This is a genomic window from uncultured Methylobacterium sp. (assembly GCF_964244095.1).
Taxonomy (GTDB): domain Bacteria; phylum Pseudomonadota; class Alphaproteobacteria; order Rhizobiales; family Beijerinckiaceae; genus Methylobacterium.
The window spans coordinates 1-26537 of sequence record NZ_CAXTHR010000046.1; the positions used below are offsets into that span (position 1 = coordinate 1).

Below are 26537 nucleotides of genomic sequence, written 5' to 3' on the forward strand. Positions count from 1 at the left end.
AGCTCGACGGTGTCGAGGCTGTCGGCGCCGAGGTCGTCGATGAAGTTGGCGCCCTCGACCACCTTCTCGGGCTCCACGCCCAGGTGCTCGACGACGATCTTCTTCACACGCTCAGCGATATCGCTCATCGTTGCTGGTCCTCGGTCTCGTTCGTTTCAAGGATGAATGGAGTGCCGCCGCTGGTCGCCCTGGCCGACGTTCGTTGAAGCGGCCGGTGACCGATCGCGCGCGGCCCGAAAAACCCGTTCGCCGATCCCGTTCGCCTTGGACTCGGAACCTGCCGGACCGTCAACCCCTCGCGCGGCAGCCGGGGTGTTAACACAGGGTTCCCGCGCTGGCGAGGGCCGGTTCACGAACCGTTCATCGGTGGGCGCCCACGCCGATTCCGCCGCGTTTTCCGCGGGATGGCGGCTTTCAGAACATCGCCATGCCGCCGTTGACGTGCAGCGTGTGGCCGGTGACATAGGCCGCCTCCGTCGAGGCGAGGTAGACCACGGCGGCGGCGACCTCGGCGCCATCGCCGAGGCGGGCCATCGGCACGCGGGCGAGGATGCCGGCGCGTTGCTTGTCGTTCAGCACCTCCGTCATCGGCGAGGCGATGAAGCCTGGGCTGACGCAGTTCACGGTGACGTTGCGCGAGGCGACTTCGGCCGCCAGCGCCTTCGTCAGCCCGACGAGGCCGGCCTTGGCCGCCGCGTAGTTGCCCTGGCCGGGATTGCCGGTGGCGCCGACCACCGAGCCGATGTTGACGATGCGGCCCGCACGCCGCCGCATCATCCCCTTCACCGCCGCCCGCGACAGGCGGAACGCGGCGGTGAGGTTCACGGCGATGACCGCGTCCCACTCCTCGTCCTTCATCCGCAGGAACAGGTTGTCCCGGGTGATGCCGGCATTGTTGACGAGGATGTCGAGCCCGCCGAGCGCGGCTTCCGCCGCCGGCACCAGCGCCTCGACGGCGGCGGCATCCGCCAGATCCGTCGGCAGCACGTGGGCGCGCCCGCCGAGTTCCCCCGCCAGCGCCTCCAGGGCCTCGGCCCGCGTGCCGGAGAGGGCGACGGACGCGCCCTGCGCGTGCAGCGCCCGCGCGATGGCGCCGCCGAGGCCGCCGGTGGCGCCGGTGACGAGGGCGTTGCGGCCGGTGAGATCGAACATGGGCATCCTTTGCTTGCGCGCCGCGCGCCGCTCAGAGCACGGGAAACGCGGCGACGTCGCCGGGGGTGCCGACGGGCGTCGCGGCGGCGCCCGGCGCGATCCGCCTGACGAGGCCCGACAGCACCTTGCCGGCGCCGACCTCGAAGAACGCGTCGATCCCGGCAGCCGCCATCGCGGCGACGCTCTCGCGCCAGCGGACGGTGCCGGTCACCTGCGCGACGAGGTGTCGGCGGATCGCCTCCGGATCGGTGACCGGGGCGGCGAGCACGTTGGCATAGATCGGCACGACGGGCGCGGCGAGCGCCACCGCGGCGAGCGCGGCGCGCATCGCGTCCGCGGCCGGCCGCATCAGGCGGCAGTGGAACGGCGCCGAGACGTTGAGCATCACCGCCCGCCTGATGCCGCGGGCCTGCGCCAGCGCCACCGCCCGCTCCACGGCGGCCCTGTCGCCCGACAGGACGACCTGCCCGGCGCCGTTGTCGTTGGCGATTTCGCAGACGGCGCCCTCGGCCGCCTCAGCGGCGATCGCGCGGGCGGCCTCGACCTCGGCGCCGATCAGCGCCGCCATGGCGCCGTCGCCGGGGGCGACGGCCGCCTGCATCGCCGCGCCGCGCACCCGCAGCAGGCGGGCGGTGTCGGCCACGCTGAGGCTGCCGGCGGCCGCGAGCGCGGAATACTCGCCGAGCGAGTGGCCGGCGACGCAGGCGACGTTCCGCGCGAGATCGAGGCCGCGCTCGGCCTCCAGCACCCGGAGCACGGCGAGGCTCGCGGCCATCAGCGCCGGCTGGGCGTTGGCGGTCAGCGTCAGGTCCGCGATCGGTCCCTCGAACATCAGGCGCGAGAGCGGCTGGTCCAGCGCCGCGTCGACCTCGGCGAACACGGCGCGGGCCTGCGGGAACGCGTCGGCGAGGGCCTTGCCCATGCCGACCGCCTGGCTGCCCTGGCCGGGAAAGATGAGTGCGCGCATGTCGTCCCGCCGCCCGCCGGTTCCGCGGAGGGCGGCGCAGTCGCACCGCCCGCCGCGGGTGTCAACAACGCAGCGCGCCACCGACAGGGCAATCGGGTGAACCCGATCGCCCTGTATCGTCTACGCCTTCGCCGCGTGCTCGCGGGTGATGAAGGCGATGCGCACGAGGTTGGTCGCGCCCGGCGTGCCGAAGGGGACGCCGGCCACCACGATGATGCGGTCGCCGATCTCGGCGAACCGCTCGCGCACGGCGAACTTGGCGGCGCGGAAGGCCATGTCGTCGACGTCGCTGGCGTCGTTGGTGACGATGGGGTGCGTGCCCCAGGCCATCGCCAGGCGCCGCGCGGTCTCGCGCTTCGGGGTGAGCGCGATCACCGTGGCGTTGGGGCGCTCGCGCGAGAGGCGCAGCGCCGTCGAGCCGGAATGCGTCCAGGCCATGATCGCCTCGAGGCCGAGCGCATCGACCACCTGGTGGGCGGCCGCGGCGATGGCGTCGGCCGCGGTGTGGTCCGGCGTCGCGTTCTGCGCCCGGATGATCGACCAGTAGAGCGCGTCGCGCTCGACCTGCTCGGCGATGCGGCTCATCATCGCGATCGCCTCCAGGGGATAAGCGCCCGACGCGCTCTCGGCCGAGAGCATCACCGCATCCGCGCCCTCGTAGACGGCGGTCGCCACGTCCGAGACCTCGGCGCGGGTCGGCACCGGCGCGGTGATCATCGATTCGAGCATCTGCGTCGCGACGACGACCGGCTTGCCGAGGCGGCGTGCGCCGCGGGTGATGCGCTTCTGCACGCCCGGCACCTGCTCCAGCGGCATCTCCACGCCGAGGTCGCCGCGGGCGACCATCACGCCGTCGGAGATCTCCATGATCTCGTCGAGCCGCGTCAGCGCCTGCGGCTTCTCGATCTTGGCCATCACCAGGGCGCGGCCGGCGCAGACCTTCTTGACCTCGGCCACGTCCTCGGGCCGCTGCACGAACGACACCGCGATCCAGTCGGCGCCGACGTTGAGGCCGGCTTCGAGATCGGAGCGGTCCTTGTCGGTCATCGCCGGCACCGGGATCACCGTGTGGGGCAGCGACACCCCCTTGCGGTTCGACACGCGGCCGCCGACCTCGACGCGGGTGACCGCGCGCGCCTCGCTCACCGCGGTGACGGTCAGCCGCAGCTTGCCGTCGTCGATGATGATGGCGTGGCCGGGCTCGAGCGCCGAGAGGATCTCGGGATGGGGCAGGTAGCACCGGTGTACGTCGCCGGGCGTCGGGTCGCCGTCGAGGACGAAGGTCGCGCCGTTCTCGATCATCGCGAAGCCGTCGGCGAAGGCGCCGAGCCGCAGCTTCGGCCCCTGGAGGTCGACCAGGATGCCGATCGGACGCTTGAACTCGCGCTCGACGGCGCGGATCGCCTCGACCTTCTCGGGCAGCTTTTCGCGCGGGAGATGGCTCATGTTGAGCCGGAACACGTCCACGCCCGCCTGGAAGAGCTTCGCGATCATCTCGGGCGAATCGGAGGCCGGCCCGAGGGTTGCGACGATCTTCGTGCGGCGGGAGCGTTTCATCGGGCCTCCTTGCGGACGGTGCGCCGCCGCGTGTCCCTTGGCGAAACATCATGAAGTCGTGACGACGGGCGTGGGGCCATGAGCACCGCACGTACGGTGCCGTCAAGGAGGGATGGTGTGCGGCGCCTCGCGGACGGGGGATCGGGCTGCGGCGACAGCCATGACGCGAACGGGACCGGCCCGTGCGGGCCGATCCCGTCTCATGACCACGAGTCTGCTCGGAGCGACGCGCGCCGAGCGGGCTCGTGCTTTACGCGAACATGTCGGGCTGGGTCGCTGCGATATGATTGTAGAGCGTCTGGAAGTGCAGCCAGCCGATGTAGTCGCTGCCGACGTGCTCGCGGCTGTAGCGAGCCGTCTTCTCAGAGATCGTCTGCGGCTTGATACCGGTCGACTCGATCAGGATCTGCTGCTTGCACGCCCGCTCCAGGGCGATGAACCAGAAGGCCGCGTCGTCGATGCTGTGGTGCGAGCAGGTCAGGAGGCCGTGGTTCTGGTGCAGCACGCCGCGGTTGCGCCCGATCTGCTGAGCAACCGAGAGGCCGCTGTTCTTCTCCACCGCGACTGCACCGGCCGACGCGCCGATCACCGCGTGGCTCTCGTAGAACGCGGCCGCGTCCTGGGAGATCATGTCGAGTTCGCGCCCGGTGGTGCACCACGCCGTGCCGTACGGGGTGTGGGCGTGGCACATCGCCATGACCTCCGGGAACTCCTCGTGCACGGCGCCGTGCAGGACGAAGCCGGCACGGTTGATCGCGTACTTGCCCTCGACGACGCGGCCGTCATGGTCGGCCAGGATCAGGTTCGACATGCGCACCTGCGAGAAGTGCATGCACATCGGGTTCGTCCAGTACAGCTCCGGATGCTCCGGATCGCGGATCGTCAGGTGACCGGCGAAGCCGTAGTCGAAGCCGTGCATCGCGAAGGCCCGGCAGGCGGCCACGAGGTGCTGCTTGCGGTATTCGCGCTCCTCGGCGTGGCTCTTGAAGGCGGGGATCTCGGGGAAGATCAGACCGGCCTGCTCGGGCTGGTAGATCGAGGTCCGCTTGCGGCCGGAACTGTCGTTGGGGAGGTCGATGGCGACGTCGCCGTCGTGGGAGTGGTCGTCGAGCATGGTGCTATCCTCTCGCTCGGGGTGGAAGGGTGAAGGGTGTCGGCGCCCGCGTCATCAGCGGTTGACGAGGTGCTTGGGCACGGTCAGCACGAGGAGACAGCCGATCGCGAGACTGGCCGCCAGCGTGTAGACGCCGAGGCTGGTCGACTTCGTCTGGTCGACGATGAAGCCGATGACGTAGGGGCTCACGAAGCCCGCGAGATTGCCGACGGAGTTCACGACCGCGATCCCGCTCGCCGCGGCGGCGCCGGCCAGGACCGCAGTCGGCAGGCACCAGAACTGGCTGATCGTCACCAGCACGCCGCTGGTCGCGACGGTGAGCGCAGCCACGGCCACGACGGTGTCGGTGCTGAACTGCACGCTGACCAACCAGCCGACCACGCCGATGAGGCCGGGGATCACGATGTGCCAGCGCCGTTCGCGGGCGGCGTCCGACAACCGCCCGGCGACGACCATGGCGACGGCCGCGACGCCGTAGGGGATCGCCGTCAGCAGCCCGATCATCAGCGGATCGGAGGTGCCCGCGTTCTTGATCAGGGTCGGCAGCCAGAAGCCGACGCCGTAGAGGCCCATGATGAAGGCGAAGTAGGTCGCGCTGAACAGCCAGACCCACCCGTTCGTGAAGCCGTCGCGCAGGCGGTGGGAGGTCGCCTCGCCCCGGTCTTTCTCGATGTTGCGCGTCAGTACGGCCTTCTCCCTGGCCGAAAGCCACGTCGCGGTCGCGATGCCGTTGTCGAGAAAGAAGAACACCGCGACGCCGAGAACGAGCGAGGGCAGCGCCTCGATCAGGAACAGCCATTGCCACCCGGCGAGCCCGTAGGTTCCGGCCATGACCTGCATGATCCAGCCCGAGAGCGGCGCTCCGATCAGTCCGGCGACCGGAATGCCCGTCATGAACAGCGCGATGATCCCGCCGCGGCGCTCGGACGGGTACCAGTAGGTCAGGTACAGGATGACGCCGGGAAACAGCCCCGCCTCGGCAAGACCGAGCAGGAAGCGCAGGACATAGAACCACGTGGGCGTGGTCACGAACATCATCAGGGCCGAGATGATCGACCACGTCACCATCACGCGGGCGATCCAGATGCGTGCACCGACCTTGTGCAGGATGATGTTGCTCGGCACCTCGAACAGGAAGTACCCGATGAAGAAGATCCCGGCGCCGAGGCCGTAGATCGTGTCGCTGAACTTAAGATCGTTCAGCATCTGCAGCTTGGCAAAACCGACGTTGACGCGGTCGAGATAGGCCGCGACGTAGCACGCGAACAGGAACGGTATCAGGCGCAGCGTCACCTTGCGGTAGACGCGTGTGGTCTCGTCGATATCGAGCCCGACGAAGGCGGCAACCCCCTGTGCCATCTCGAACGTCTCCTCATGTGTTATTGATGAAAGATTCGCCGTCTGCGCGGCGTGAGCGGCACTCTCCGGGGCCTGCGGAGGTTTGACAACCGACGAATTTTCACCGATCGGTGAATTTCATTCATGGATGGGCCGATGCGCCGGATTCCGAGCTTCCCCGCCATGCGTGCATTCGAGGCGGCGGCGCGGCTGGGCAGTTTCGCCCGTGCGAGCAAGGAACTGCACCTCACGCCGTCGGCGGTCAGCCATCAGGTCCGCGCCCTGGAGCATCAGCTCGGGCGGCCGCTGTTCCATCGTGTGAACCGAGGGGCGACGCTGACGCTCGAAGGGGAGCGCCTGCTCGTGAGCCTGTCGGGGGCCTTCGACGCCATTGAGGCGGCCTGCGCGGAGTTGAACCCACCGGCCGCGTCCCCGCTCGCCGTGCATTGCACGCCGAGCTTCGCGTCCCGGTGGCTCGGCCCCCGCCTGCCGACCTTCATGGCGGACAACCCGGCCATCGGCATCCGCCTCTCGTCGAGCGCGGAAGCCGTCGATCTCGGACGGCAGCTCGAGATCGACGTGCTGATCGCCTACGGCCGGCCGCCGCTGGGAGCCGGGCTGCAGATCATTCCGCTGGCCGCCGAAGAGATCGCGGCCCTGTGCACGCCGGACCTAGCGCGGAGCATCTCGGCGATCGATGCCGCGGCGATCGAGCGTCTCGTGTGGCTGAACTCGTCCTACAGCCCGGTGCGCTGGGCCGACTGGTTCGCGCTCAACACAGGATTGAACCCGAAGGCCTGCATCGGCCCGACCTTCGATCGCGGATCACTGGTCATCTCGGCCGCCGTCCAGGGCCTCGGCATCGCATTGGAGAGCCTGCGCTTCGCCCAGGACGAAGTCGGTTCCGGACACCTCGTCCGTCTCGGCGCCGGCGAATACCGAAGCATCTACAGGACCCTGCATTTTCTCTGCTATCGCGAGCGGGACCGGACGTTGGCCAAGATCAGGAAATTCTGCCGGTGGATCCTCGGCGAAGAGGTCGCGATCCACGAGACAGGCAGATTTTTGGACGCGCAGGACGGAGGGCGGGGCCACGGTGGTCCGGAGCCGCAGCCTTGACGATGCGCGACGCCCGTATCCGCGGCCGCACGGATCAGGGCTGCCCCGCGGCCGGCTGGTTCGGGTCGGAGAGTTGGATCGTCCAGCTCTTCTGTTCGCCGGTATCGACCTCGAAGAAGCCGTTGCGGTCGTAGCCGCGGGCGAGGCAATCCTCGATGCCGCGGATCGTGAACTCGGAATCGCGGGTGCACATCAGCGAGCGGCCGCTCCACTCGCCGCCGCGCGTGTAGTCGACGGCGAAGACGTAGTAGAACCGTGCCGCGAGCGCACCCTTCAGCAGCGTCTCGCAGGCCTTCGGCGTCAGGTCCCACCAGCCCTCCGTCACCCAGCCCTGCGGGTCGCGGTAGCCCATCGCGATCCCGATCTTGCTCGCGGTAAGGTTGCACAGGCGCAGATCCGCGCGAGCCGGCGATGCGCCGAGCAGCGCGACGGCGAGCGCCGCGCCGGTGACACGTACCCGCAACGAAAACTCCCAAAAGGAGTCAGCCGACGAGGATGATGCGGCAATCGTTAACATTGGTCTTCGTGGGGCCGGGCTGCACGAGGTCGCCGATCGCGGCGAAGAAGCGGGTGGAATCGTTGTCGGCCAGCATCGCGGCCGGATCGAGGCCCGCTGCGCGGGCCCGCGCCAGCGTCGTCGGGTCGACGAGGCCGCCGGCCGGGTCGGTGGCCTCGCCCCGGCCGCCGTCGGTGCCGTCGGTGTCGGCGGCGATCCCGGCGATGCCCGGCTCGCCGTCGAGCGCGATGGCGAGGGCGAGCGCATATTCCTGGTTGGGCCCGCCATGGCCCTCGCCGCGGATCGTCACGGTGAGCTCGCCGCCCGAGATCAGCGCGACCCTGCGGCCCGACGCCTTGACCTCGCGGGCGAGGCGGGCGTGCGCGGCCGCGACCTCGCGGGCCTCGCCCTCAAGGTCGGCGCCGAGCATCACCGGCTCGTAGCCGGCGGCCGTCGCCGCGGCGGCGGCGGCTTGGAGCGCGTCGATCGGCCGGGCGACGATGCGGTACGCCGCCCGCGCGAAGGCCGGGTCACCGGCCTTCGGCGTCTCGTTCAGCGGGTCGTTCAGGAGCCGGACCGCGGTCTCGGGCAGCGGGATGCCGCGGCGTTCGCAGATCGCGCGGGATTGAGCCAGCGTCGAGGGGTCGGGCACGGTCGGGCCGGAGGCGATCACCGCGGGATCGTCGAAGGGCACGTCGGAGATCGCGAGCGTCAGGATCGAGCGGGCGTTGCGCGCAGCGACCGCCAGCCGCCCGCCCTTGATGCGCGAGAGGTGCTTGCGCACGGTGTTGATCTCGCCGATCGGCGCGCCCGAGCGCAGCATCGCGCGGGTGATCGCCTGCTTCTCGGGCAGCGTCAGGTCGCCGGCCGGCGCGATCCAGTTGGCCGAGCCGCCGCCGGACAGGAGCACCAGCACCTCGTCGTCGGGGCCGGCGGCGGTGGCCAGCGCCAGCGCGGCCTTCGTCGCGGCGATGCCGGCCTCGTCCGGGACCGGATGGCCGGCCTCGACCATGCGGATGCCGGGCGCGTCCTGCCCGTAGCCGTGGCGGGCGACCGCGAGGCCGACGATGCGGTCGTCGCCGAGGCCGTGCTGCTCGCGGTAGAACCGGCTGGCCACCGCGGCCATGCTGCCGCCGGCCTTGCCCGCGCCGAGGATGATCAGCCGCCCCGGCGTCGGCGGCGGCAGGTGGGCGGGCAGGCAGGCGTCGGGGTGGGCGGCGGCGATCGCGGCGTCGAGGAGGCCGCCGAGCAGGGTCCGCAGGGCGCCGATGGCGGGATCGGTCTCGAGCGTCATCGGGCGTCCTCGTTCGTGCGGTGCCCGCCTCGGCGGCCCGCGGGGGTGACGGGCTCAGGGCGGCGGGCCTGTTTCTTGCCGTGGGCGCACGATCCTTGATACGTGGTCTGCCCGAGCCCCGCCGCGACGGCAAGGGCCCGATCGCGGCTCGCCGGAGCCCGCGCGAAACGAACCGGACCCGTGACCCTGTCCCAGAGCGCAAGCCCCCCTCCGCCCCATCCCGTCGAGACGATCCCGGGCGATCCGGCCTGCGGCCTGATCCTGGTCTGCGACCACGCCTCGAACCACGTGCCCGACGACATCGCCCTCGGCGTCCCCGAGGGCGAGTTCCGCCGCCACATCGCCTACGACATCGGCGCGGCGGGCGTGACCCGCGGGCTGGCGGCCCGGCTCGGCGCGCCGGCGATCCTCACGAACTTTTCCCGGCTGATCATCGACCCGAACCGCGGCCGGGCCGACCCGACCCTGGTGATGCGCCTGTCGGACGGCGCCGTGGTGCCGGGCAACGCCCGCATCGACGAGGCCGGCAAGCAGGCGCGCATCGCCCGCTTCTACGATCCGTTCGACCGCGCGATCGACGCGGCGGTGGCGGCCGCCGACGCCGCGGGCCGGCCGCCGATGATCCTGACCCTGCACAGCTTCACCCCGTTCTGGCGGGGAGAAGCGCGTCCCTGGGAGGTCGGCATCCTCTACGACCGCGACGAGCGCCTCAGTGCACCGCTGATCGCCAGCCTTCGCGCCGACCCCGCCGGGCTGACGGTCGGCGACAACGAGCCCTATGGCGGCGGCTTGCCGGGCGACACCATCGACCGCCACGCCACCGTGCGCGGGCTCGCCAACGCGCTCGTCGAGATCCGGCAGGACCTGATCGCGGAGGCAGTGGGCCAGGACGCATGGGCGGCGCGCTTCGCGGGCCTTCTCCGGCCGTTGCTGGATCGCGCTTGACTCGGGGACGGCCCGCCACGACCTCAGACGGCTCCTTGAGCCTGCCCGCGAGACGCCAGATGACCGAGATCGATCCGAAGACGCAGACCGAGCTGGAGGCGGCGGTCTACCGGCGCCTCGTCGCGCACCTCCGGGCGCGCACCGACGTCCAGAACATCGACATGATGAACCTCGCGGGCTTCTGCCGGAACTGCCTCTCGAACTGGCTCAAGGACGCCGCCGACGCGAAGGGTCTCGAGCTCACCAAGGACGCCGCGCGCGCGGCCGTCTACGGGATGCCGTTTTCCGAATGGAAGGCGAAGCACCAGACCGAGGCGAGCGCCGAGCAGCGGGCGGCCTTCGCCAAGGCGGCGGCCGAGCCGCATTGAAAGGCGGCGGCCGAGCCGCACCGGGGCGGCCAAGGCTAAGGTCCCGGTAAGGTTGCTCGCCTAGGAACCGGGGGCATCCAGGAGAGACGACCATGAACGCCCATGCCATGCCGACGACCGCCGACGTGTCATCCTCCGAGGGCGTGGCGGCGGACGAGCTGCGCCAGTTCATCGAGCGCATCGAGCGTCTGGAGGAGGAGAAGGCCGGGATCGCGGGCGACATCAAGGACGTTTTCGCGGAGATGAAAGGCCGGGGTTTCGACGCCAAGGCGGTCCGGTCGATCCTTCGCATCAGGAAGAAGGATCACAGCGAGCGTCAGGAGGAGGAAGCCATCCTCGAACTCTACATGCAGGCGCTCGGCATGGTGGGATAGCGACCCGCGGCCCTGCGATCCTCACGGCTCCATCCACCACCCGACGCACGGGGCCGGCGGAAACGATCACGGCCGACGGGCGCCCGAGGCAGCCAGCCCGTCGGGGTGACGACGCTTCGCCCATGGGCGGGGCGGAGGCCTGCCGTGAACCGCACCCGGTCGCCTTCGGCCGCGACGCTCACCGTGGTCGGGCCGGAAGGACTGCTCTGCGCAGGCGTTTACAGGGTCGAAGGACGGCCGAGACGCATATTTGCAGATCCGGTCGTCGACTTTAGTGACTCATGTCCGCCGCGCCGAAGACTTATGATCGCGTCGAACCACCGGCTGTCCGGCCACCTCGGCGCTCGAAACGCGACCCGCCCGAGGTGCCGTCGGCATCCGCCTCGGCGGGAGACGAGTTCGGTGAATCACAGCGCCATCGATGGCCGGGACGGCGCCGTCCTGAACGAGATCTTCGCGCTGCCGACCGCGACCGGCCTCGCGTGGTCGAGGGCCGTCAGGCTCGTCGGCCGGATCGGACGCGTGAAGCAGAAGAACGAGGCCCATTACGTCTTCGACTTCGGCGAACGGCAGGCCGTCTTCGTGCGGCCGACGACGGCGGACATGCCCCCGCCCGATGTGGATCGCCTGCGCCGGCTGATGGCGGATGTCGGGCTTTCCGGCCGGCGAGCGATCTGACGGAGCGGTCTCCCGGCGGCGAACGGATCAGCCGACCGAGACCCGATCCTGTCCCGCGGCGTCCTCGGGCTGCAACCTGGCGCCCTGTTCGTGGATGCATTGGGTGATGTGGGTCAGGACGACCCGGATTCGGGGTGTGTCGCGGTTGTCCTTGTGCACCAAGAGCAGGACGTCGGCGGCGGGAGGAGCGGTCGGCACCGGGAGACGGATCAACCCCCGCTCCCCGTCGGCCCGGAACCGAGCCAGGCATGCCAGACCGCCGCCGTTGGCGGCAGCGAGCACGGCCGCCTCGTGGCTGCTGGTCTGAAGCACCGCCCGCGCGCGGGAGGCCAGTTCGGTGAGCCAGCCCGTCTGGGTCATCTCCTGGTTGTCGTCGAGCTGGGTGATCAGGTAGTGCCCCGGGCAGCCGTCCTCGAAGGCCACCTCCCCGTGATCGTGCAGGTATTGGGGCGATGCGTACAACCCGAACGCGATGCCGCCGATACGGCGCACGATGAGGTCGTGCTGCTCGGGCTTCCGCAAGCGCACGGAGACGTCGGCCTCGCGCATCGACAGGCTGAGCTCCCGCTGGTTGGGAATCAGCTCGATCATGATGTCGGGATGCACCGCATGCAGCCGGGCGAAGCTCGGCGCCAGGACGTGGGCGGCCATCGTCTCGGCGCAGGTCACGCGGACGAGCCCCCTCAGACGGGCATCGCGACCGCTGACGTCGCGTTCGAGCGCGATGGCCTCGGCCTCCAGGCGTTCGGCCTTCTCGCGCACGTCGACGCCGGCCAAGGTCGGCACGTAGCCGTCCGGCGTGCGGTTCAGCAGACGCACCGCCAGGGTGGCCTCCAGCGAGGTCAAGCGTCGTCCCACGGTCGATTGCGAGACGTGCAGGACCTTGGCGGCCGCGGAAAGGCTTCCGTGCCGAGCCAAGGCTAGGAAAAATCTCAGATCATCCCAGTCGAGCATCGGCAGTCCGCCATCCGTTTCTGCATTCCCCCTCGTCAGTTTTGGTTGCCGACTTATCCGTGGAGAAGCTTAGACTATCCGGCAACCGCTGCCTACGGATCAAATATTTTGGAGGGCGTCGGACATGCATATCGCAAATCGTCTCCGAGAGGGAAACAAACGATGGTCAAGCCTCCCGCCCAGCCCGGCATCCCGCCCCCGGCTTTGATGAGCAAGCGCGAACTCGACATCGTGGTCGCCAAGGGCAAGGCCGATCCGACCGCGATCCGGACCCTGCGCTGCCGCACGGTGGCGCAGGGGCGCCTGCACCAGCTCAACTACATCCGGGATCTGCCGCCGCAGCCGGTGATGGAGGACGAGCCCGAGGGCCTGCTCGGCGAGAGCACGGCACCGAACGCCTCGGAGGCGCTGCTCGCCGCGTTCGGCTCGTGCCTGTCGATCGGCATCCACGCCAACGCCCTGGCGCAGGGCATCCCGATCCGGTCACTGGAGCTGAACGTCGAGGCCGACATCAACATGACCTCGGTCTGGGGGACGGGCGACCTCCATCCGAAGACCATCGGGTTCGAGACCATCCGCGTCTCGGTGCGGATGGATGCGGATGCCTCGCGAAAGACCCTGGCCGCCCTCGTCAATCATACGGTTCTGTGGTCGCCGGTCGCGAACACGCTGCACAACCCGGTCCACCTCGACGTGACCCTCGCATCCGTCCCCGCCGAAGCCTGAACGAGGTCCGCCATGACCGCGACATCGTTCCTTCTCGCGGCCGGGCGTCACGATGCTCTGCCATCGACGGACGGTTCGGGCCACCTTGCGTTCTTCGCCCATCGGCCCGGCGTGATGCCGGAGCCGCGTCTTCCCGGCGCGGCGCTCCACGATCGACCCGACCTCCTCGGCGAGGCCGGGAGAGGCACACCGGCCTCGACCGCCGGCGAGGAACCCCCGTGGTTCACGCACAGGGCAGGACGCATCGGCTCGTGGACCCTGGACCTGGCGACGATGGGGCTCGACGCGTCCGAAGGATGCAAGGAGAACTTCGGACGCGGTCCCGACGCACCGTTCACCTACGAAGCGTGGATCGCGGCGATCCATCCGGACGACCGCGCGCGCATGCAGGCCGCCGTCGCGGCGTCCGTCGTGGGCCGGACCACCCACGACATCGAGTACCGCATCACGTCCCCGGAAGGCGAGGTTCGCTGGATACAGTCCCGCGGCCACGCCGCGTATCGGATCGACGGCGTCCGGTCGGCCATCGCCGGCATCACCCTCGACATCACCGAGCGCAAGCGGGCCGAGGCGCATCGTGACCTGCTCGCGCGGGAGCTCGGTCACCGGGTCAAGAACACCCTCGCGACCGTGCAATCCATTATCCGCCAGACGCTGCGCAGGGCGACCTCGCTCCAGGACGCCGAACTCGCCCTCGAAGCGCGCATCCGCTCCCTTGCGGCGGCGCACGACGTGCTCATCCGCGACGGTTGGGAAGATGCAACGCTTGCCGAGGTCGTGGCCGTGGCGCTTCGTCCGTTCGGGGTCGAGCAGGAAGGGCGCTTCACGCAGGGCGGTCCGACCGTATGGCTGGCATCCCGGGTCGCCGTGGCCTTCGCCATGGCGCTCCACGAACTCGCCACCAACGCCGTGAAGTACGGTTCCCTCTCCATCGAGACGGGGCGGGTCGCCCTGAGCTGGGACATCGTCGAGGGGTCGAGCCCCGAACGGCTCCGGTTCCGCTGGCAGGAAAGCGACGGGCCGCCGGTGTTGCCGCCCACCCGAACCGGCTTCGGTTCCCGCATGATCGAGCGGGCCTTGTCCGTCGAGATCGGCGGGATCGCCAGGATCGACTACTGGCCGCACGGCGTCGTGTTCACCGCCGAGGCACCGCTCCCCGAGGTGCGGAAGGATTGACCGCCGGTCATGGCAGGGTTCCGGCGGAAGCGGGAGGCGATGTCGGGTCTTCGACGTGACCTCGGGCGCCCTTCGCCCCTCCGGTTCGGCGTCCCGGCGGACGCCCTTAGCCGACCTTCGCCAGCGCCTGCGCGATGTCGGCGATCAGGTCCTCGACGGTCTCCAGGCCGATCGACAGCCGGACCGTGTCGGGCCCGACGCAGGCCGCCGCCTTCTCGTCGTCCGGAAGCTGGCGATGCGTGGTCGTGGCCGGGTGGATCGCCAGCGACTTGATCTCGCCGATGTTCACGAGGTGCGAGATCAGCTCCAGGCTCGTGATGAATTTCAGCGCCGCCGCCTCGCCGCCCTTCAGGGCGAAGGTGAAGATCGCGCCGGGCCCCTGCGGCACGTAGCGCCGCGCCATCGCCTCGCCGGGCTGCCCCGGCAGGCCGGGATAGCTCACCCAGGCCACCGCCGGATGGTCCTTGAGGTAGGCCGCCACGACCCGGGCGTTGGCGCAGTGGCGTGCCATCCGCAGCGGCAGGGTCTCGATGCCGGTGAGCGTCAGGAAGGCGTTCATCGGCGAGAGCCCGGGCCCGAGGTCGCGCAGGCCGAACAGGCGGCAGGCGACCGCGAACGGGTTGTCGGGGAACCGCTCGGTGATGACGAGGCCGTCGTAGTCCGGCCACGGGCCGGTGATGAGGTTGTAGTGTTCGGTCTTCGCCCAGTCGAAGCGGCCCGCATCGCAGATCACGCCGCCGATGGTCTGGCCGGAGCCGCCGAGGAACTTCGAGGTCGAGTGCACGACGATGTCGGCGCCGTATTCGATCGGCCGGATCAGGGCGGGCGAGGCCAGCGTGTTGTCGACGACCAGCGGCAGGCCGTGGCGCTTGGCCACCTCGGCGATGCCGGCGATGTCCATCACCGTGGCGCAGGGGTTGACGATCGACTCGCAGATGATCGCGCGGGTGTTCGGCGTGATCGCCGCCTCGAAATCGGCCGGCGTCAGGCCCTTGGCGAAGTGCGGCTTCAGGTCGTAGCGCCCGTCCAGCCGCCGCATCAGCCCGAGCGAGCCGCCGAACAGCCGCGGCGAGGCGACGTAGGCGTCGCCGCTCCGCATCAGGGTCAGCAGGACGAGGAGCAGCGCCGACTGGCCCGAGGACACCGCGACGGCGGCCTTCGCGCCTTCGAGCGCCGCGACCCGCCGCTCCAGGGCGGCGACCGTCGGGTTCGAGCCGCGCGAGTACGAGAACCCGGTGCGGCGCATGTTGAAGATGTCGGCGGCCTGCTCGGTCGAATCGAACACGAAGCCGTTCGTGAAGTAGATCGGCTGCACCCGCGCGCCGGTGGCCGGATCGGGCGCCGCGCCGGCATGGATGGCCTGCGTGGCGAAGCGGTGGGTTCGGGGCGTGTCTGTCATGGCGTTGGGCTCGGTCCTCGGGCAGACCCCTATCACGCCGGACCGGGGCGCGGGCACCCGCGGCGACGCATGGTCGCCGCCCGGGGACGGGCTCAGGCGGCGCGGTTGATGAAGGCGCGCAGCGTCCGCACCAGCGTGTTGGGCTCGTAGGGCTTCGGGATGAAGCGGGCGCCGTCCGGCATGTCGTAGGGGCCGGGGGTGCCCATTCCTGAGACCACCAGCACCGGGATGCCGGGCCAGCGGTCGGCCACGAGGCGGGCCAGGGCGAAGCCGTCCATGGAGCCCTGGGGCATGTCGACGTCGGTCATCAGGACCTCGACGTCGTCGCGGTTCTCCAGGACCTTCAGGGCCTTGTCCGCGTGGCTCGCCTCGAGCACCGTGAAGCCCGCATCGCTCAAGGTGTCGGCGGCTTCCATCAGAAGAAGGCCGTCGTCTTCCACGAGGAGAACCACGGGTTGCTCTGTCGGGCTGTCGGTCATCGGGCCTGCGGGCGATGTCTCTTGAACCGGAGCACCGGGGCCTATTCCCCGGGCTTGCCCCCGTCAAGGCGACCGCTCACGGCGCGCGCGGGGCCCACAGGATGAGCGCGGCGCCGGCGAGGCAGATGCCCGCGCCGGCGAGGTCCCAGCGGTCCGGCCGCTGGCCCTCGACGGCCCAAAGCCACCCGAGCGAGAGCGCGATGTAGATCCCGCCATAGGCGGCGTAGGCACGGCCGGCCGCCTCGCTCTCGATCCGCGTCAGCAACAGCGCGAACAGGCCGAGCGCGAGGCCGCCGGGAACGAGCCAGAGCGGCGAGCGCCCGAGCCGCAGCCAGGCCCAGGCGGAGAAGCAGCCGGCGATCTCGGCGAGCGCCGCCGCGACGTAGAGGAGGAGGGTGGACACGCGCCCAGCCGTCTCACGCCCGGGCGCGCCCGCCAAGGGCGTCCGGCGAGGGGCTTTGCGGATGCTTTGGAGGGGGCTTCGCCCATCCCTGCGCCGCCACGGATCGGGTCAGGCGGCCCCGACCGACGCCAGCGGCGCCGCGAATGTCAGCACCGCGCCCGACGGCGGGAAGGCGAGGCTCACCGCGCCGCCGAAGCCGTGGCTGAGGCTGCGCGCGATCAGGCGGGTGCCGAAGCCGGTCCGCGTCGGCGGCGAGACCGGCGGCCCGCCGCTCTCCTCCCAGCGGAAGCGAAGCGTCGCCGCGGCACCCGCGCTTTCGACCGCCCACGTGACCGCGACCTGCCCGGTGCCCGTCGACAGGGCGCCGTACTTGGCCGCGTTGGTGCCGAGCTCGTGCAGCATCAGCGCCAGCGTGAGGCCGTGGCGGGCACCGAGCGTCAGGTCCGGCCCGCTCACCACGAAGCGGCCGGGCGCGCCGTCGCCGTGGAGCGCCACCGCGCCGGCGACGAGGCCGGCGAGCGAGGCGCTCGCCCACGCGCCCTGCATCAGCACGTCGTGGGCCTGCGCGAGCGCCAGCAAGCGGGCGCCCAGCGCCTCGCCGGCTTCCTCGAGGGACGCGGCGTTGCGCAGGGTCTGCGCCGCCACGGCCTGGACCAGGGCGAGCGTGTTCTTCACCCGGTGCGCGAGTTCCTGCATCAGCAGGGTCTGGCGCGCCTCGTTCCGCTTGAGCTCGGTGATGTCCCGCGAGACGGCGAGGATGCGTTCGGGACGGCCGTCGGCGCCGTCGGTCGGCGTCACCGCGATGTCCCACCACGTCGCCGCGTCGTCGTCCGGCCCCGTCCCGAGAACCGCCTGGAACCGGCACGGCCGGCCCGCCCGGGCCTCCTCGAGGGCGCGCAGGATGGCGGCGCGGCTGTCGGCGCAGGTCCAGAAATCCAGCCACGGCCGGCCGACGAGAGCGCCGACATCCACGGCCCCGAGGACCCCAGGCCCGTTCTCGCTGACGGTGACGAGCCGGCCGTCGAGGTCGAGGACCTTCACGAAGTCGGTCGTGGTCCACAGGATGCGGCGGTTGAACTCCTCGGTGGCGCGCAGCTTCGCGTTCAGCGCCTCGGCGTTGGCGAGCCGCGCGGCGCCGTGCTCCAGGTCGCGCCGGCAATGCGCCACGGTGCTGTCCGCCTCGGCCCGGAGCCGGGCGGCTTCCGCGACGATCCGACTCGCCTCGATCCGATGGGCGCTGTGCTCCGAGACGTAGATCCGGCCGAGGCGGGCGTTGCGCTCGGCTTCGGCGGCGGCCAGCCGGGTCGCTTGGCCGAGGAGCGCCCGCAGACGGTCATTCTCGGCTTCGAGCGCGGACAGGCGCCGCTCGGCGAGCGTGGTCTCGAAGGCAGGAAACCCGAACACCGTGCCCGCGTCCATGGCATGCCCCCGTCCAGCGCCCGTCGCCGGCGGGCTGATCCACGCGGCGTGTGACGGCGCATCGACCCGCCGAGGCGAGACGTGGCGAAGGGATATCGGGATTTGGACAGGGCGGCGGACGGCTCCGCTTCTGACCCCGCCCCGATCCGCATCCTCGCGATTCGGTGGGCAGTAAAACGTATCATGCCGATACGCCGCCGCAAGCCACGATTGCAGTCCGGGGACGGAAAGCCGCAGCGAAATTCTGTATCCGATCGCCGGCTTGATCTGTCTTAGCCGTCACGTCTCATGGGTCATGAGGACCGCGGACGACCGCCGCCCCGCCGTCGCCGCAGCCGGGCCGCGACGCGCACATCCGACGTCTGGTCTTATTTCTTTCGGCCGAGCAGCACCAGCCAGCCGACGCCGAGGGTGAAGACGATCAGGCCAATGGTCACGAAGGCCGGCGTGCCGAGGTCGATCAGGCGCGGTGCGAGCTGGGTGGCGAAGGCGGCGACCACCAGGGCGACGGCCACGCGCGCGGCCGCCCGCTCGATGCCGCGGGTCACCTTGTCGAGGCCCTTCACTTCGATCTCGACGGTGACGCGGCCTTGCTTCAGCCGCACCAGCATCAGGTGGATGAGCGTCGGCAGCTCTGAGGCCGCACCGTAGAGGCCGACGCCGAGCGCCTCGGCCTTGGTCTTCAGGCCGTCGAGGGAGAACTGCGTCCGCATGCTCGCCTTCACCGTCGGCCCCGCGGCGGCGAACAGGTCGAAGTTCGGGTCGAGGTGGCGCATCACGCCGTCGGCGGTGACGAGCCCCTTGAACAGGATCGCGAGGTCGGTCGGCATCGCGAGGTCGTTCTCGCGCGCCATGGTCATGAAGTCGGTGAGCACGAGCCCGAGGTTGAGCGGGATCGAGGAATGGCTCTCGACGAAGGCCTGTGCCGAGCCCTCCAGCCGCGTCATGTCCGGGTTGCTGGTCCCGGTCCAGTCGAGCAGCACCGCCATCAGCCCGTCGGCGTCCTGCTTCAGCATCGCCCCGATCAGGACGAGGAGCTGGGTGCGCCGCTTCTGCGACAGGCGGCCGATGATGCCGAAATCGATGAAGCCGATGCGGTTGCCCGACATCGCCAGCATGTTGCCTGGATGGGGGTCGGCGTGGAACACGCCCTCGATCAAGGCCATCTTCAGGAAGGCGTCGGTGCCCTTCTGCGCGAGCAGCTTCTTGTCGACGCCGGCGGCCGCGAGCCGCGCCTCGTCGTTGGGCGGGATGCCGTGGATGAACTCCTGCACCAGCACCCGCTCGGAGCACCAGTCCCAGTGGATCTTCGGGAAGACGATGTCCTCGCGGTCGGCAAACAGCGAGGCGAGCAGCTCGCAGTTGCGGGCCTCGTTCATCAGGTCGAGCTCGCCGTTCAGGCCGGCGGCGAGGTGGCGCATCTGCTCGCGCGGCTGGTAGCGCGCCATGTCCGGCCACTCGCTCTCGACGATGCGCGCCCCGTGCGCCATCAGGCGCAGGTCCGCGTCGATGACCTTGCGCAGGCCCGGCCGCAGCACCTTGACGATGACGTCCTCGCCGGTGTGCAGCCGGGCGCGGTAGACCTGCGCGATCGAGGCGGAGGCGATCGCCTCGGTGTCGAATTCGGCGAAGACCTCCTGCGGCGGCGCCCCGAGGTCGGCCTCGAGCTGCGGCCGGATCGTCTCCCAGGGCACCGGCGAGACCTGGCTGTGGAGCTTGGCCAGTTCCTCGGTCCACACCGGCGAGAGCAGGTCGGGCCGGCTCGCGAGCACCTGCCCGAACTTGATGAAGGTCGGCCCCAGGGCCTCGATGGCGCGGCGCAGGCGCTCGGGTTCGGACAGGCGCGTCACGTCCACCCGCGGCTTGCGCCGGGGCAGCATCGGGATGTAGCGCAGCCCCAGCCGGTCCACGACCTTGGTCACGCCGAAGCCGATCAGGATCGCGGCGATCTCCGACAGCCGCTGGCGGTCGCGCGCGGCAACGAAGGCGGTCTTCAGCATAGAGCGGGTCGATCCGTGCGGGCGGGGGAGGGAGCCTGCCCCGACAGCACGAGCATCGGGTCTTTTTTAGGGTCGGCGCAGATCGCGCCATGCGGGTCGGGCAATCGGGTGAAATCCGGGGGCGGCGGCGTCTTGCGTCGCTCTCCCGCCGGGGCGTACACGGCGTTGTCGCGGCCCGCTTAGGTTCTTGGCCTGTCGCAGGTTTTTTCGCAAAACCGCGGGGCACTTTTGCGAAGCCTGTCTAGAGGAGACGACGATGACCGACCGCCTGCCCGGCTTCAACACCCTGGCGATCCACGCGGGCGCGAGCCCCGACGCCGCCACCGGCGCGCGGGCGACGCCGATCTACCAGACCACGAGCTTCGTGTTCGACGATGTCGACCATGCCGCCTCGCTGTTCGGGCTCCAGGCGTTCGGTAACATCTACTCGCGCATCACCAACCCGACCAACGCCGTGCTGGAGGAGCGCATCGCCGCGCTCGAAGGCGGCACCGCGGCGGTGGCGGTGGCCTCGGGCCACGCCGCCGAGTTCCTGACGATGCACGCCCTGATGCAGCCGGGCGACGAGTTCGTTGCGGCCAACAAACTCTACGGCGGCTCGATCAACCAGTTCAACCACTCCTACAAGAACTTCGGCTGGGGCGTGGTCTGGGCCGACACCGACGACCCGTCCTCGTTCGAGCGTGCGATCACCCCGCGCACCAAGGCGATCTTCTGCGAATCGATCGCCAACCCCGGCGGCGTCATCACCGACATCGCCGCGCTCTCGGTGATCGCGAAACGGCACAACATCCCGCTCATCGTCGACAACACCATGGCGACGCCGTACCTGATCCGGCCGTTCGAGCACGGGGCCGACATCGTCGTGCACTCGGCGACCAAGTTCCTCGGCGGCCACGGCAACTCGATCGGCGGCCTCGTCGTCGATGGCGGCACGTTCCCGTGGGCGGGCGACGCGCGCTACCCGATGATGAGCCAGCCGCGGCCGGAATATTCCGGCATGGTGCTGGCCGAGACCTTCGGCAATTTCGGCTTCGCCATCGCGATCCGGGTGCTCGGCCTGCGCGACCTCGGGCCCGCGCTCGCGCCGTTCAACGCCTTCCTGATCCTCAACGGCATCGAGACCCTGCCGCTGCGGATGCAGCGCCACTGCGACAACGCGCTCGCCGTGGCGACGCACCTGGAGACGCACCCGGCCGTGTCCTGGGTGAGCTATCCCGGCCTGGAGGCCGACCGGTACCACCAGCTCGCCCGGCGCTACACGCCGCTGGGCTCCGGTGCGGTGTTCACCGTCGGCCTCAGGGGCGGCTACGAGGCCGGCGTCAAGCTGGTGGCCGACTTGCAGCTGTTCTCGCACGTGGCCAATATCGGCGACACGCGCTCGCTCGTCATCCACCCGGCCTCGACCACCCACCGCCAGCTCACCGACGCGCAGAAGACCGCCGCCGGTGCCGGCTCGGAGGTGGTGCGCCTGTCGATCGGGCTTGAGGACCCGGCCGACCTGATCGAGGATCTCGATGGCGCGCTCGGCGCGTAGTCCGGCGGCCCGGCCCGGCAAGCGTCGCGCGGCCAAACGGCCCACGCCGCGGCAAATCCGGAACTAGGCCGTCGGCGCGGCGGTAGCCCCCTCAGGTGTTCATCACCCGAGAGGATTTCCTATGTTCATGCGCATCGACAAGCTCCAGGCCGAGCTTCCCCTGCCCAAGCGGCCGGACCCGAACGCGGCCGCGGCCCTTCAGGAGCTGCTCGGCGGCAAGTACGGCGAGATGTCGACGCTCGGCAACTACATGTTCCAGAGCTTCAATTTCCGCAACAAGACCAAGCTGCGGCCGTTCTACAGCCTCGTTTCGAGCATCTTCGCGGAGGAACTCGGCCACGTCGAGCTGGTCTCGAGCGGCGTCGCCATGCTGAACAACGGCCCGGGCGACCCGACCGAGGAGGTCGACATCTCCAAGGCGCCGTTTGCCGACATGAAGGACATCCGCCTCGCCGGCAGCTTCCTCTCCAACGGCGGCGGCGCCATGCCGATGAACTCCAACGCCGCGTCCTGGAACATGGACATGGTCACGACGACCGGCAACCTGATCATCGATCTGCTGCACAACTTCCACTTGGAATGCGGCGCCCGCATCCACAAGCTGCGGGTCTACGAGACGCTGAAGGACCCCACCGGCCGCGAGGTCTGCGGCTACCTGCTGGTGCGCGGCTCCGTCCACGCCCACGCCTACGCGCTGGCGCTGAAGAAGCTCACGGGCGTCGAGATCGAGAAGATGCTGCCGACCCCCAACATCGACCTTAGCCGCATTCCGGAGTGCCAGAAGTACCTGAACGAGGGCAGCCACCGCCGGCTCTACACCTTCGGCTCGCCCGATTACCCGGAGATGGCCGGCGTGTGGTCGAACGACGAGGTCGCGCTGCCGGGCGATCCGCCGGGCAACCTCGAGATCGTCGACGGGATGCCCGAGGGCGGCAAGATGGCCGAGCTCGACGGCAATTACGGCGCCTTCGCCCCGGACTACGCCCCGCAGGAAATCTTCGAGATCGCGAGCAAGCTCTACAAGAAGAGCCGCTGAACCGATCGGCCTGCCCTGTGCGAACGAAAAGGCCCGGCGCTCCGATGGAGCGCCGGGCCTTTTGCCGGATATGGCCGCGGCCGGTCAGGCCGGGATGCGGCCGTCCGGCGTGTAGCGGTCCACCGCCGCGGGCAGTTCGCGCGCGAGGCGGGCCAGCAACTCGTCCCGCGACAGGCCGGTGCGCTGCGTCAGCACCTGGATCACGTCGGGGCCGATGGCCTTCTCGAGGTCGGGGGCGGGCAGTTCCCGGTTCGGGCCGCGGTCTACCCACGAGGACGCGGCCTCGCCGTGCCCGGCCTGCGTGAAGCGCGACAGCATCTCGCCGAGGCCGTTGTTGAGAAAGCCGCCCGCGTTGGTGGCGGGGACGCCCCCGAGGATGCGGCCGAGGTCCAGTCCCTGTCCCGCCGCGGGTCCGGGGGCCGGGCCGCGCGTCGGGGCAGGAGCGGCTTGGCTGGGGCCGGCCTGGCCGGCGTTGCCGAGCATCTCCGCGATCTTGTCCCGGTTCTGGTAGCCCGCCAGCGCGAGCAGGCCGAGCAAAGCCGTCATCGACGGAAAACCGTCACTCATCGAAAAATCCTTCCCTGATCGGACCCACCAAGCCGATGCGGCCGGGGAAGGTTCCGTCCCGACCGGCCGAGGGGGCCCGGAGCCGCCGATCGGGACCGCCGGTCAGAACCGCCGATCAGAACCGCCAGGCGGTGACCGCCTTCAGCGCGCCCGCCGCGTCCAGGCTCGGCACGGCGATGGCCGGGCGGCGCTCGGCGCGCTCCGCCGCATCGACCAGCCAGGCTGCGTCCGCCGCGCAATCGGCGCTCGCGCCGGGCAGGCCGGAGGCCAGCACCGCGCCGAGCAGGCCCTCGCCGGCGGCGATCCGGGCGGGGCGGCCCGCGCTCGGCACGTCCCGCTCGGCCTCCGAGAGGCCGGACTCGTAGGCGAGGCCGCCGTGCCCGTCCGGCACCCAGATCTCGAACCGGCCGGCAATCGGCGTACTGAGCGCGGAGAGGAACACCATCACCCAGGTCCTGCCCGGATCGTGGTCGAACGGGAGCCCGAGGCCGAGGGTGAGCCCGACCTGGCGGGCTTCCTCGCTGCGCAGGAACCGCTCGGAGCGGTAGACCTCGCGGAACACCATCGGCATCCCCGCGGCCCAGACCGCGCCCGGCAGGCCGAAGCCCTTGCCGAACCGCTTCATCCGCGAGGTCGTCTCGAACAGCTCGGCGCCGCCGTAGAAGCCGTCGTGCAGGCCGATCTGCGCGTCCTCCTCGGGGTCGTTCCGCCACACCTCGATGGCGCCGACCGCCTCGGCATCGCCGCCGCAGAGCAGGACGACGACGGCCCTGACCGCGTCGCCGGCAAAGATCGGCATCGCGACGCCGGAGGTCAGGCCGGCCTCGGCCGCCGCCGCGATGCGCCGGAAGGTCGAGGCTTCGAGGCTCTGCATCAAGACCGGATGGCGCGCGGCCCAGGCCTCGCCGGGCAGGCCCTCGCCGCGGCGGAAGCGGGTGTCGCGGCTCAGCTCGGCAAACGCCTGCAACGGCCCGTAGAGGCCGCTGCCGAGGACGAGTTCCGCGCCGTCCGGACTCGGAAGCCAGATCTCGGCCGCGCGGATGAAGGGGGCCTTGGCCACGGGCGCGACCGACGGCCCGTTAGGCCGCGATCGCCGGGCGGGCGTGCCGGGCGTAGAGGAACTCCAGCACCTCGGCGCGGCAATGGACGTAGGATTTGTCCTCGACGAGTTCGAGGCGGCGGCGCGGGCGGGCCATCGGCACGGTCAGCACCTCGCCGATGGTGGCGGACGGGCCGTTGGTCATCATCACGATGCGGTCCGACAGCAGCACCGCCTCGTCGACGTCGTGGGTGATCATGATCACGGTGTTGCGCAACCGCACCTGGATCTCCATGAGCTGGTCTTGGAGGTGGGCGCGGGTCAGCGCGTCGAGCGCACCGAACGGCTCGTCCATCAGCAGCACCGTCGGCTCCATCGCGAGCGCGCGGGCGATGCCGACGCGCTGCTTCATGCCACCCGAGATCTCGCTCGGGCGCTTGTCGGCGGCGTGCACCATGTTCACCAGCGCGAGGTTGTGCTCGATCCAGGCGCCGCGCTCGGCCTTCGACTTCTTCTTGGCCAGCACCTTGTCGACGGCGAGCGCCACGTTCTCGCGCACGGTGAGCCAGGGCAGCAGCGAGTGGTTCTGGAACACCACCGCCCGCTCCGGGCCCGGCGAGGAGACCTCCTTGCCGTCGAGCAGCGTCACCCCGGTCGAGCTTTTCAGCAGGCCGGCGACGATGTTGAGCACCGTCGACTTGCCGCAGCCCGAATGCCCGATGATCGAGACGAACTCGCCCTTTGCGACCTTGAGGTTCACGTCGCGCAACACCTCGGTGGTGGTGCCGCCGCGGGTGAAGCTGATGCCGACCTGCGAGAGGTCGAGATGGGCCGTGCCTGCCATGCTCGTGCTCCTCAGGCTGCGCTGGTGCCGCGGGTGACGAGCTGCCCGAGGGCGGCCACCAAGCGGTCGAGGATGAAGCCGATCACGCCGACATAGACCAGCGCGACGATGATCTCGCTGATATGCGAGGAGTTCCACGCGTCCCAGATGAAGAAGCCGATGCCGACGCCGCCGATCAGCATCTCGGCGGCGACGATCGCGAGCCAGGACAGGCCGACGCCGATGCGAAGCCCGGTGAAGATGTAGGGGGCGGCGGCCGGCAGCATCACCTTCATGAAGAACTCGACCGGGTTCAGCCGGATGACGGCGGCGACGTTGCGGTAATCCTGCGGGATGTTGCGGATGCCGACGGCCGTGTTGATGATGATCGGCCAGATCGAGGTGATGAAGATCACGAAGATCGCCGAGGGCTGGCCGTCGCGGAACGCGGCGAGCGACAGCGGCAGCCACGCCAGCGGCGGGATCGTGCGCAGCACCTGGAAGATCGGGTCGAGGCCGCGCATCGCCCAGTCGGACTGGCCGACCAGCGTGCCCATCAGGATGCCGACGACCGCGGCGAGCGCGAAGCCGAACGCCACCCGCTGGAGGCTCGCCGAGATGTGCCAGAACAGGCCTTTGTCGGTGCCGCCGTTGTCGTAGAACGGGTGGACGATGATGTCCCACGCCTCCGTCACGACGCGCGACGGCGGCGGCAGGCCGGCGGTCGGGCGCGAGCACGCGATCTCCCAGAAGAGCAGGAACGCCGCCAGCACCACCAGGGGCGGGATCAGGTTGACGGCGACCGTCTTCGCGCCCTTGGCGGTGACGAACGGGCGCCGGACCTTGGCCGGCGCCGCGTCGCGCGCGGCGGCTGCGAGGGGGACCTTCTCGATCGTCGAGGTGGCGGCCATCACGAGACCTTCTTGATGCCGAGGCTGGCGAGGTAGGCGGCGGGGTCGGCGGGGTCGAAGACCTTGCCGTCGAACATCGTCTCCTTGCCGCGCGACGTGCTCGTCGGGATCGCGGCGATGCCGAGCGCCTTGGCCGCCTCGCGCCACAGGTCCTCGCGGTTCACCTTGGCGATCAGCGCCTTGGTGTCGGTCTGCGCGTCGAACTTGCCCCAGCGGATGTCCTCGGTGAGGAACCACAGGTCGTGCGACCGGTAGGGGTACGACGCGTCGTCGGCAAAGAACTTCATCACGAACGGGCTGTTCTCGACGACGCGGCCGTCGCCGTAATCGATCGTGCCCTTCATCCGGCCCGCGACGTCGGCCACGGGGATGTTGATCCACTGGCGCTTAGCGACGATGGCCGCGAACTCGTCGCGGTTCTCGGGCCTGTCGCACCATTGTTGCGCCTCCAGCACCGCCATCAGCAGCGCCTTCGTGGCGACCGGGTTCTTCTCCACCCACGAGGCACGCATCGCGAACGCCTTCTCGGGGTGGTCCTTCCACAGCTCGCCGGTGGTGAGCGCCGTGTAGCCGAGGCCCTGCTGCACGAGCTGCGCGTTCCACGGCTCGCCGACGCAGAAGCAGTCCATCGTGCCGACCTTCATGTTCGCCACCATCTGCGGCGGC

28 protein-coding genes are annotated in these 26537 nt (G+C 70.3%); 9 read left to right on the top strand and 19 right to left on the bottom strand.

The window, feature by feature from the left end:
- The 6 genes from ACFE86_RS09570 to ACFE86_RS09595 form a co-directional block, all read right to left on the bottom strand.
- Positions 1–128 (bottom strand): acyl carrier protein (locus ACFE86_RS09570; protein WP_375455128.1); only part of this gene is annotated, 128 nt, incomplete at its 3' end.
- Positions 129–414: 286 nt separating this feature from the next.
- On the bottom strand, positions 415–1152 hold the full coding sequence (gene fabG, locus ACFE86_RS09575) for a 3-oxoacyl-[acyl-carrier-protein] reductase (protein WP_375455101.1): 738 nt from the start codon (positions 1150–1152) through the stop codon (positions 415–417).
- 31 nt (positions 1153–1183) lie between these two features.
- A complete protein-coding gene (gene fabD / locus ACFE86_RS09580) occupies positions 1184–2119 on the bottom strand; it encodes an ACP S-malonyltransferase (RefSeq protein WP_375455102.1) in 936 nt (311 codons plus the stop codon).
- 120 nt (positions 2120–2239) lie between these two features.
- A complete protein-coding gene (gene pyk, locus ACFE86_RS09585) occupies positions 2240–3676 on the bottom strand; it encodes a pyruvate kinase (RefSeq protein WP_375455103.1) in 1437 nt (478 codons plus the stop codon).
- Positions 3677–3926: 250 nt separating this feature from the next.
- Positions 3927–4790: a class II aldolase/adducin family protein gene (locus ACFE86_RS09590; RefSeq protein ID WP_375455104.1), complete on the bottom strand. Its 864-nt coding sequence runs from the start codon at positions 4788–4790 to the stop codon at positions 3927–3929.
- A 54-nt stretch (positions 4791–4844) separates the two neighbouring features.
- Positions 4845–6149 carry an MFS transporter gene (locus tag ACFE86_RS09595; protein WP_375455105.1) on the bottom strand — a complete coding sequence of 435 codons (1305 nt, stop codon included), beginning with the start codon at positions 6147–6149 and terminating at the stop codon, positions 4845–4847.
- Between the two features lie 135 nt (positions 6150–6284).
- Between ACFE86_RS09595 and ACFE86_RS09600 the strand changes: the two genes are divergently transcribed.
- The gene (locus ACFE86_RS09600; protein WP_375455106.1) at positions 6285–7247 is read left to right on the top strand and encodes a LysR substrate-binding domain-containing protein; all 963 of its coding nucleotides are present in this window, start codon (positions 6285–6287) and stop codon (positions 7245–7247) included.
- A gap of 34 nt (positions 7248–7281) precedes the next feature.
- On the opposite strand, the gene ACFE86_RS09605 is transcribed toward ACFE86_RS09600, so the two are convergent.
- Both ACFE86_RS09605 and ACFE86_RS09610 read right to left on the bottom strand, forming a co-directional pair.
- Positions 7282–7764: a DUF1036 domain-containing protein gene (locus tag ACFE86_RS09605; protein WP_375455107.1), complete on the bottom strand. Its 483-nt coding sequence runs from the start codon at positions 7762–7764 to the stop codon at positions 7282–7284.
- The gene (locus ACFE86_RS09610) at positions 7730–9037 is read right to left on the bottom strand and encodes a glycerate kinase (protein WP_375455108.1); all 1308 of its coding nucleotides are present in this window, start codon (positions 9035–9037) and stop codon (positions 7730–7732) included. The genes ACFE86_RS09605 and ACFE86_RS09610 overlap by 35 nt, the downstream gene beginning before the upstream one ends.
- A gap of 180 nt (positions 9038–9217) precedes the next feature.
- Between ACFE86_RS09610 and ACFE86_RS09615 the strand changes: the two genes are divergently transcribed.
- From ACFE86_RS09615 to ACFE86_RS09630, 4 genes are all read left to right on the top strand, one after another.
- On the top strand, positions 9218–9982 hold the full coding sequence (locus tag ACFE86_RS09615) for an N-formylglutamate amidohydrolase (RefSeq protein WP_375455109.1): 765 nt from the start codon (positions 9218–9220) through the stop codon (positions 9980–9982).
- Positions 9983–10041: 59 nt separating this feature from the next.
- Positions 10042–10350, top strand: coding sequence for a DUF1244 domain-containing protein (locus ACFE86_RS09620; protein ID WP_375455110.1), 309 nt, complete (start codon positions 10042–10044; stop codon positions 10348–10350).
- 92 nt (positions 10351–10442) lie between these two features.
- On the top strand, positions 10443–10724 hold the full coding sequence (locus tag ACFE86_RS09625; RefSeq protein ID WP_375455111.1) for a DUF2312 domain-containing protein: 282 nt from the start codon (positions 10443–10445) through the stop codon (positions 10722–10724).
- Between the two features lie 402 nt (positions 10725–11126).
- Positions 11127–11402 (top strand): hypothetical protein, encoded by a 276-nt coding sequence (locus ACFE86_RS09630; RefSeq protein ID WP_375455112.1) that lies wholly within the window; start codon positions 11127–11129, stop codon positions 11400–11402.
- Positions 11403–11429: 27 nt separating this feature from the next.
- Here ACFE86_RS09630 and ACFE86_RS09635 read toward each other — a convergent pair whose 3' ends face one another.
- Positions 11430–12356, bottom strand: a complete 927-nt coding sequence (locus ACFE86_RS09635; RefSeq protein ID WP_375455113.1) for a LysR family transcriptional regulator — start codon at positions 12354–12356, stop codon at positions 11430–11432.
- A 162-nt stretch (positions 12357–12518) separates the two neighbouring features.
- Here ACFE86_RS09635 and ACFE86_RS09640 point away from each other — a divergent pair, with 162 nt between their 5' ends.
- Together ACFE86_RS09640 and ACFE86_RS09645 are read left to right on the top strand one after the other, a co-directional pair.
- The gene (locus ACFE86_RS09640) at positions 12519–13082 is read left to right on the top strand and encodes an OsmC family protein (RefSeq protein WP_375455114.1); all 564 of its coding nucleotides are present in this window, start codon (positions 12519–12521) and stop codon (positions 13080–13082) included.
- Positions 13083–13094: 12 nt separating this feature from the next.
- Positions 13095–14258, top strand: coding sequence for a sensor histidine kinase (locus tag ACFE86_RS09645; RefSeq protein ID WP_375455115.1), 1164 nt, complete (start codon positions 13095–13097; stop codon positions 14256–14258).
- A gap of 106 nt (positions 14259–14364) precedes the next feature.
- Here ACFE86_RS09645 and ACFE86_RS09650 read toward each other — a convergent pair whose 3' ends face one another.
- The 5 genes from ACFE86_RS09650 to ACFE86_RS09670 all read right to left on the bottom strand — a co-directional run bounded on the left by ACFE86_RS09650 (position 14365) and on the right by ACFE86_RS09670 (position 19958).
- On the bottom strand, positions 14365–15657 hold the full coding sequence (locus ACFE86_RS09650) for an O-acetylhomoserine aminocarboxypropyltransferase/cysteine synthase family protein (RefSeq protein WP_375455116.1): 1293 nt from the start codon (positions 15655–15657) through the stop codon (positions 14365–14367).
- Positions 15658–15749: 92 nt separating this feature from the next.
- Complete coding sequence (locus ACFE86_RS09655; RefSeq protein WP_375455117.1) at positions 15750–16136, bottom strand: response regulator; 387 nt, start codon at positions 16134–16136, stop codon at positions 15750–15752.
- Positions 16137–16212: 76 nt separating this feature from the next.
- Complete coding sequence (locus ACFE86_RS09660; protein WP_375455118.1) at positions 16213–16539, bottom strand: YnfA family protein; 327 nt, start codon at positions 16537–16539, stop codon at positions 16213–16215.
- A 108-nt stretch (positions 16540–16647) separates the two neighbouring features.
- Positions 16648–17958 (bottom strand): sensor histidine kinase, encoded by a 1311-nt coding sequence (locus tag ACFE86_RS09665; RefSeq protein ID WP_375455119.1) that lies wholly within the window; start codon positions 17956–17958, stop codon positions 16648–16650.
- Between the two features lie 368 nt (positions 17959–18326).
- Positions 18327–19958 (bottom strand): ABC1 kinase family protein, encoded by a 1632-nt coding sequence (locus ACFE86_RS09670; protein ID WP_375455120.1) that lies wholly within the window; start codon positions 19956–19958, stop codon positions 18327–18329.
- A gap of 256 nt (positions 19959–20214) precedes the next feature.
- Here ACFE86_RS09670 and ACFE86_RS09675 point away from each other — a divergent pair, with 256 nt between their 5' ends.
- Entirely contained in the window at positions 20215–21495 is a 1281-nt protein-coding gene (locus ACFE86_RS09675; RefSeq protein WP_375455121.1) for an O-acetylhomoserine aminocarboxypropyltransferase, read from the top strand.
- A gap of 121 nt (positions 21496–21616) precedes the next feature.
- Complete coding sequence (locus tag ACFE86_RS09680) at positions 21617–22531, top strand: manganese catalase family protein (RefSeq protein ID WP_375455122.1); 915 nt, start codon at positions 21617–21619, stop codon at positions 22529–22531.
- Between the two features lie 84 nt (positions 22532–22615).
- On the opposite strand, the gene ACFE86_RS09685 is transcribed toward ACFE86_RS09680, so the two are convergent.
- The 5 genes from ACFE86_RS09685 to ACFE86_RS09705 form a co-directional block, all read right to left on the bottom strand.
- The gene (locus ACFE86_RS09685) at positions 22616–23098 is read right to left on the bottom strand and encodes a YidB family protein (RefSeq protein ID WP_375455123.1); all 483 of its coding nucleotides are present in this window, start codon (positions 23096–23098) and stop codon (positions 22616–22618) included.
- 115 nt (positions 23099–23213) lie between these two features.
- A complete protein-coding gene (locus tag ACFE86_RS09690; protein ID WP_375455124.1) occupies positions 23214–24158 on the bottom strand; it encodes a GAF domain-containing protein in 945 nt (314 codons plus the stop codon).
- Positions 24159–24177: 19 nt separating this feature from the next.
- Positions 24178–24981: an ABC transporter ATP-binding protein gene (locus tag ACFE86_RS09695; RefSeq protein WP_375455125.1), complete on the bottom strand. Its 804-nt coding sequence runs from the start codon at positions 24979–24981 to the stop codon at positions 24178–24180.
- 11 nt (positions 24982–24992) lie between these two features.
- Complete coding sequence (gene ntrB, locus ACFE86_RS09700) at positions 24993–25871, bottom strand: nitrate ABC transporter permease (protein WP_375455126.1); 879 nt, start codon at positions 25869–25871, stop codon at positions 24993–24995.
- Positions 25871–26537: CmpA/NrtA family ABC transporter substrate-binding protein (locus tag ACFE86_RS09705; protein WP_375455127.1), on the bottom strand; the 667-nt coding region annotated here is incomplete at its 5' end. The genes ACFE86_RS09705 and ntrB, both read right to left, overlap by 1 nt.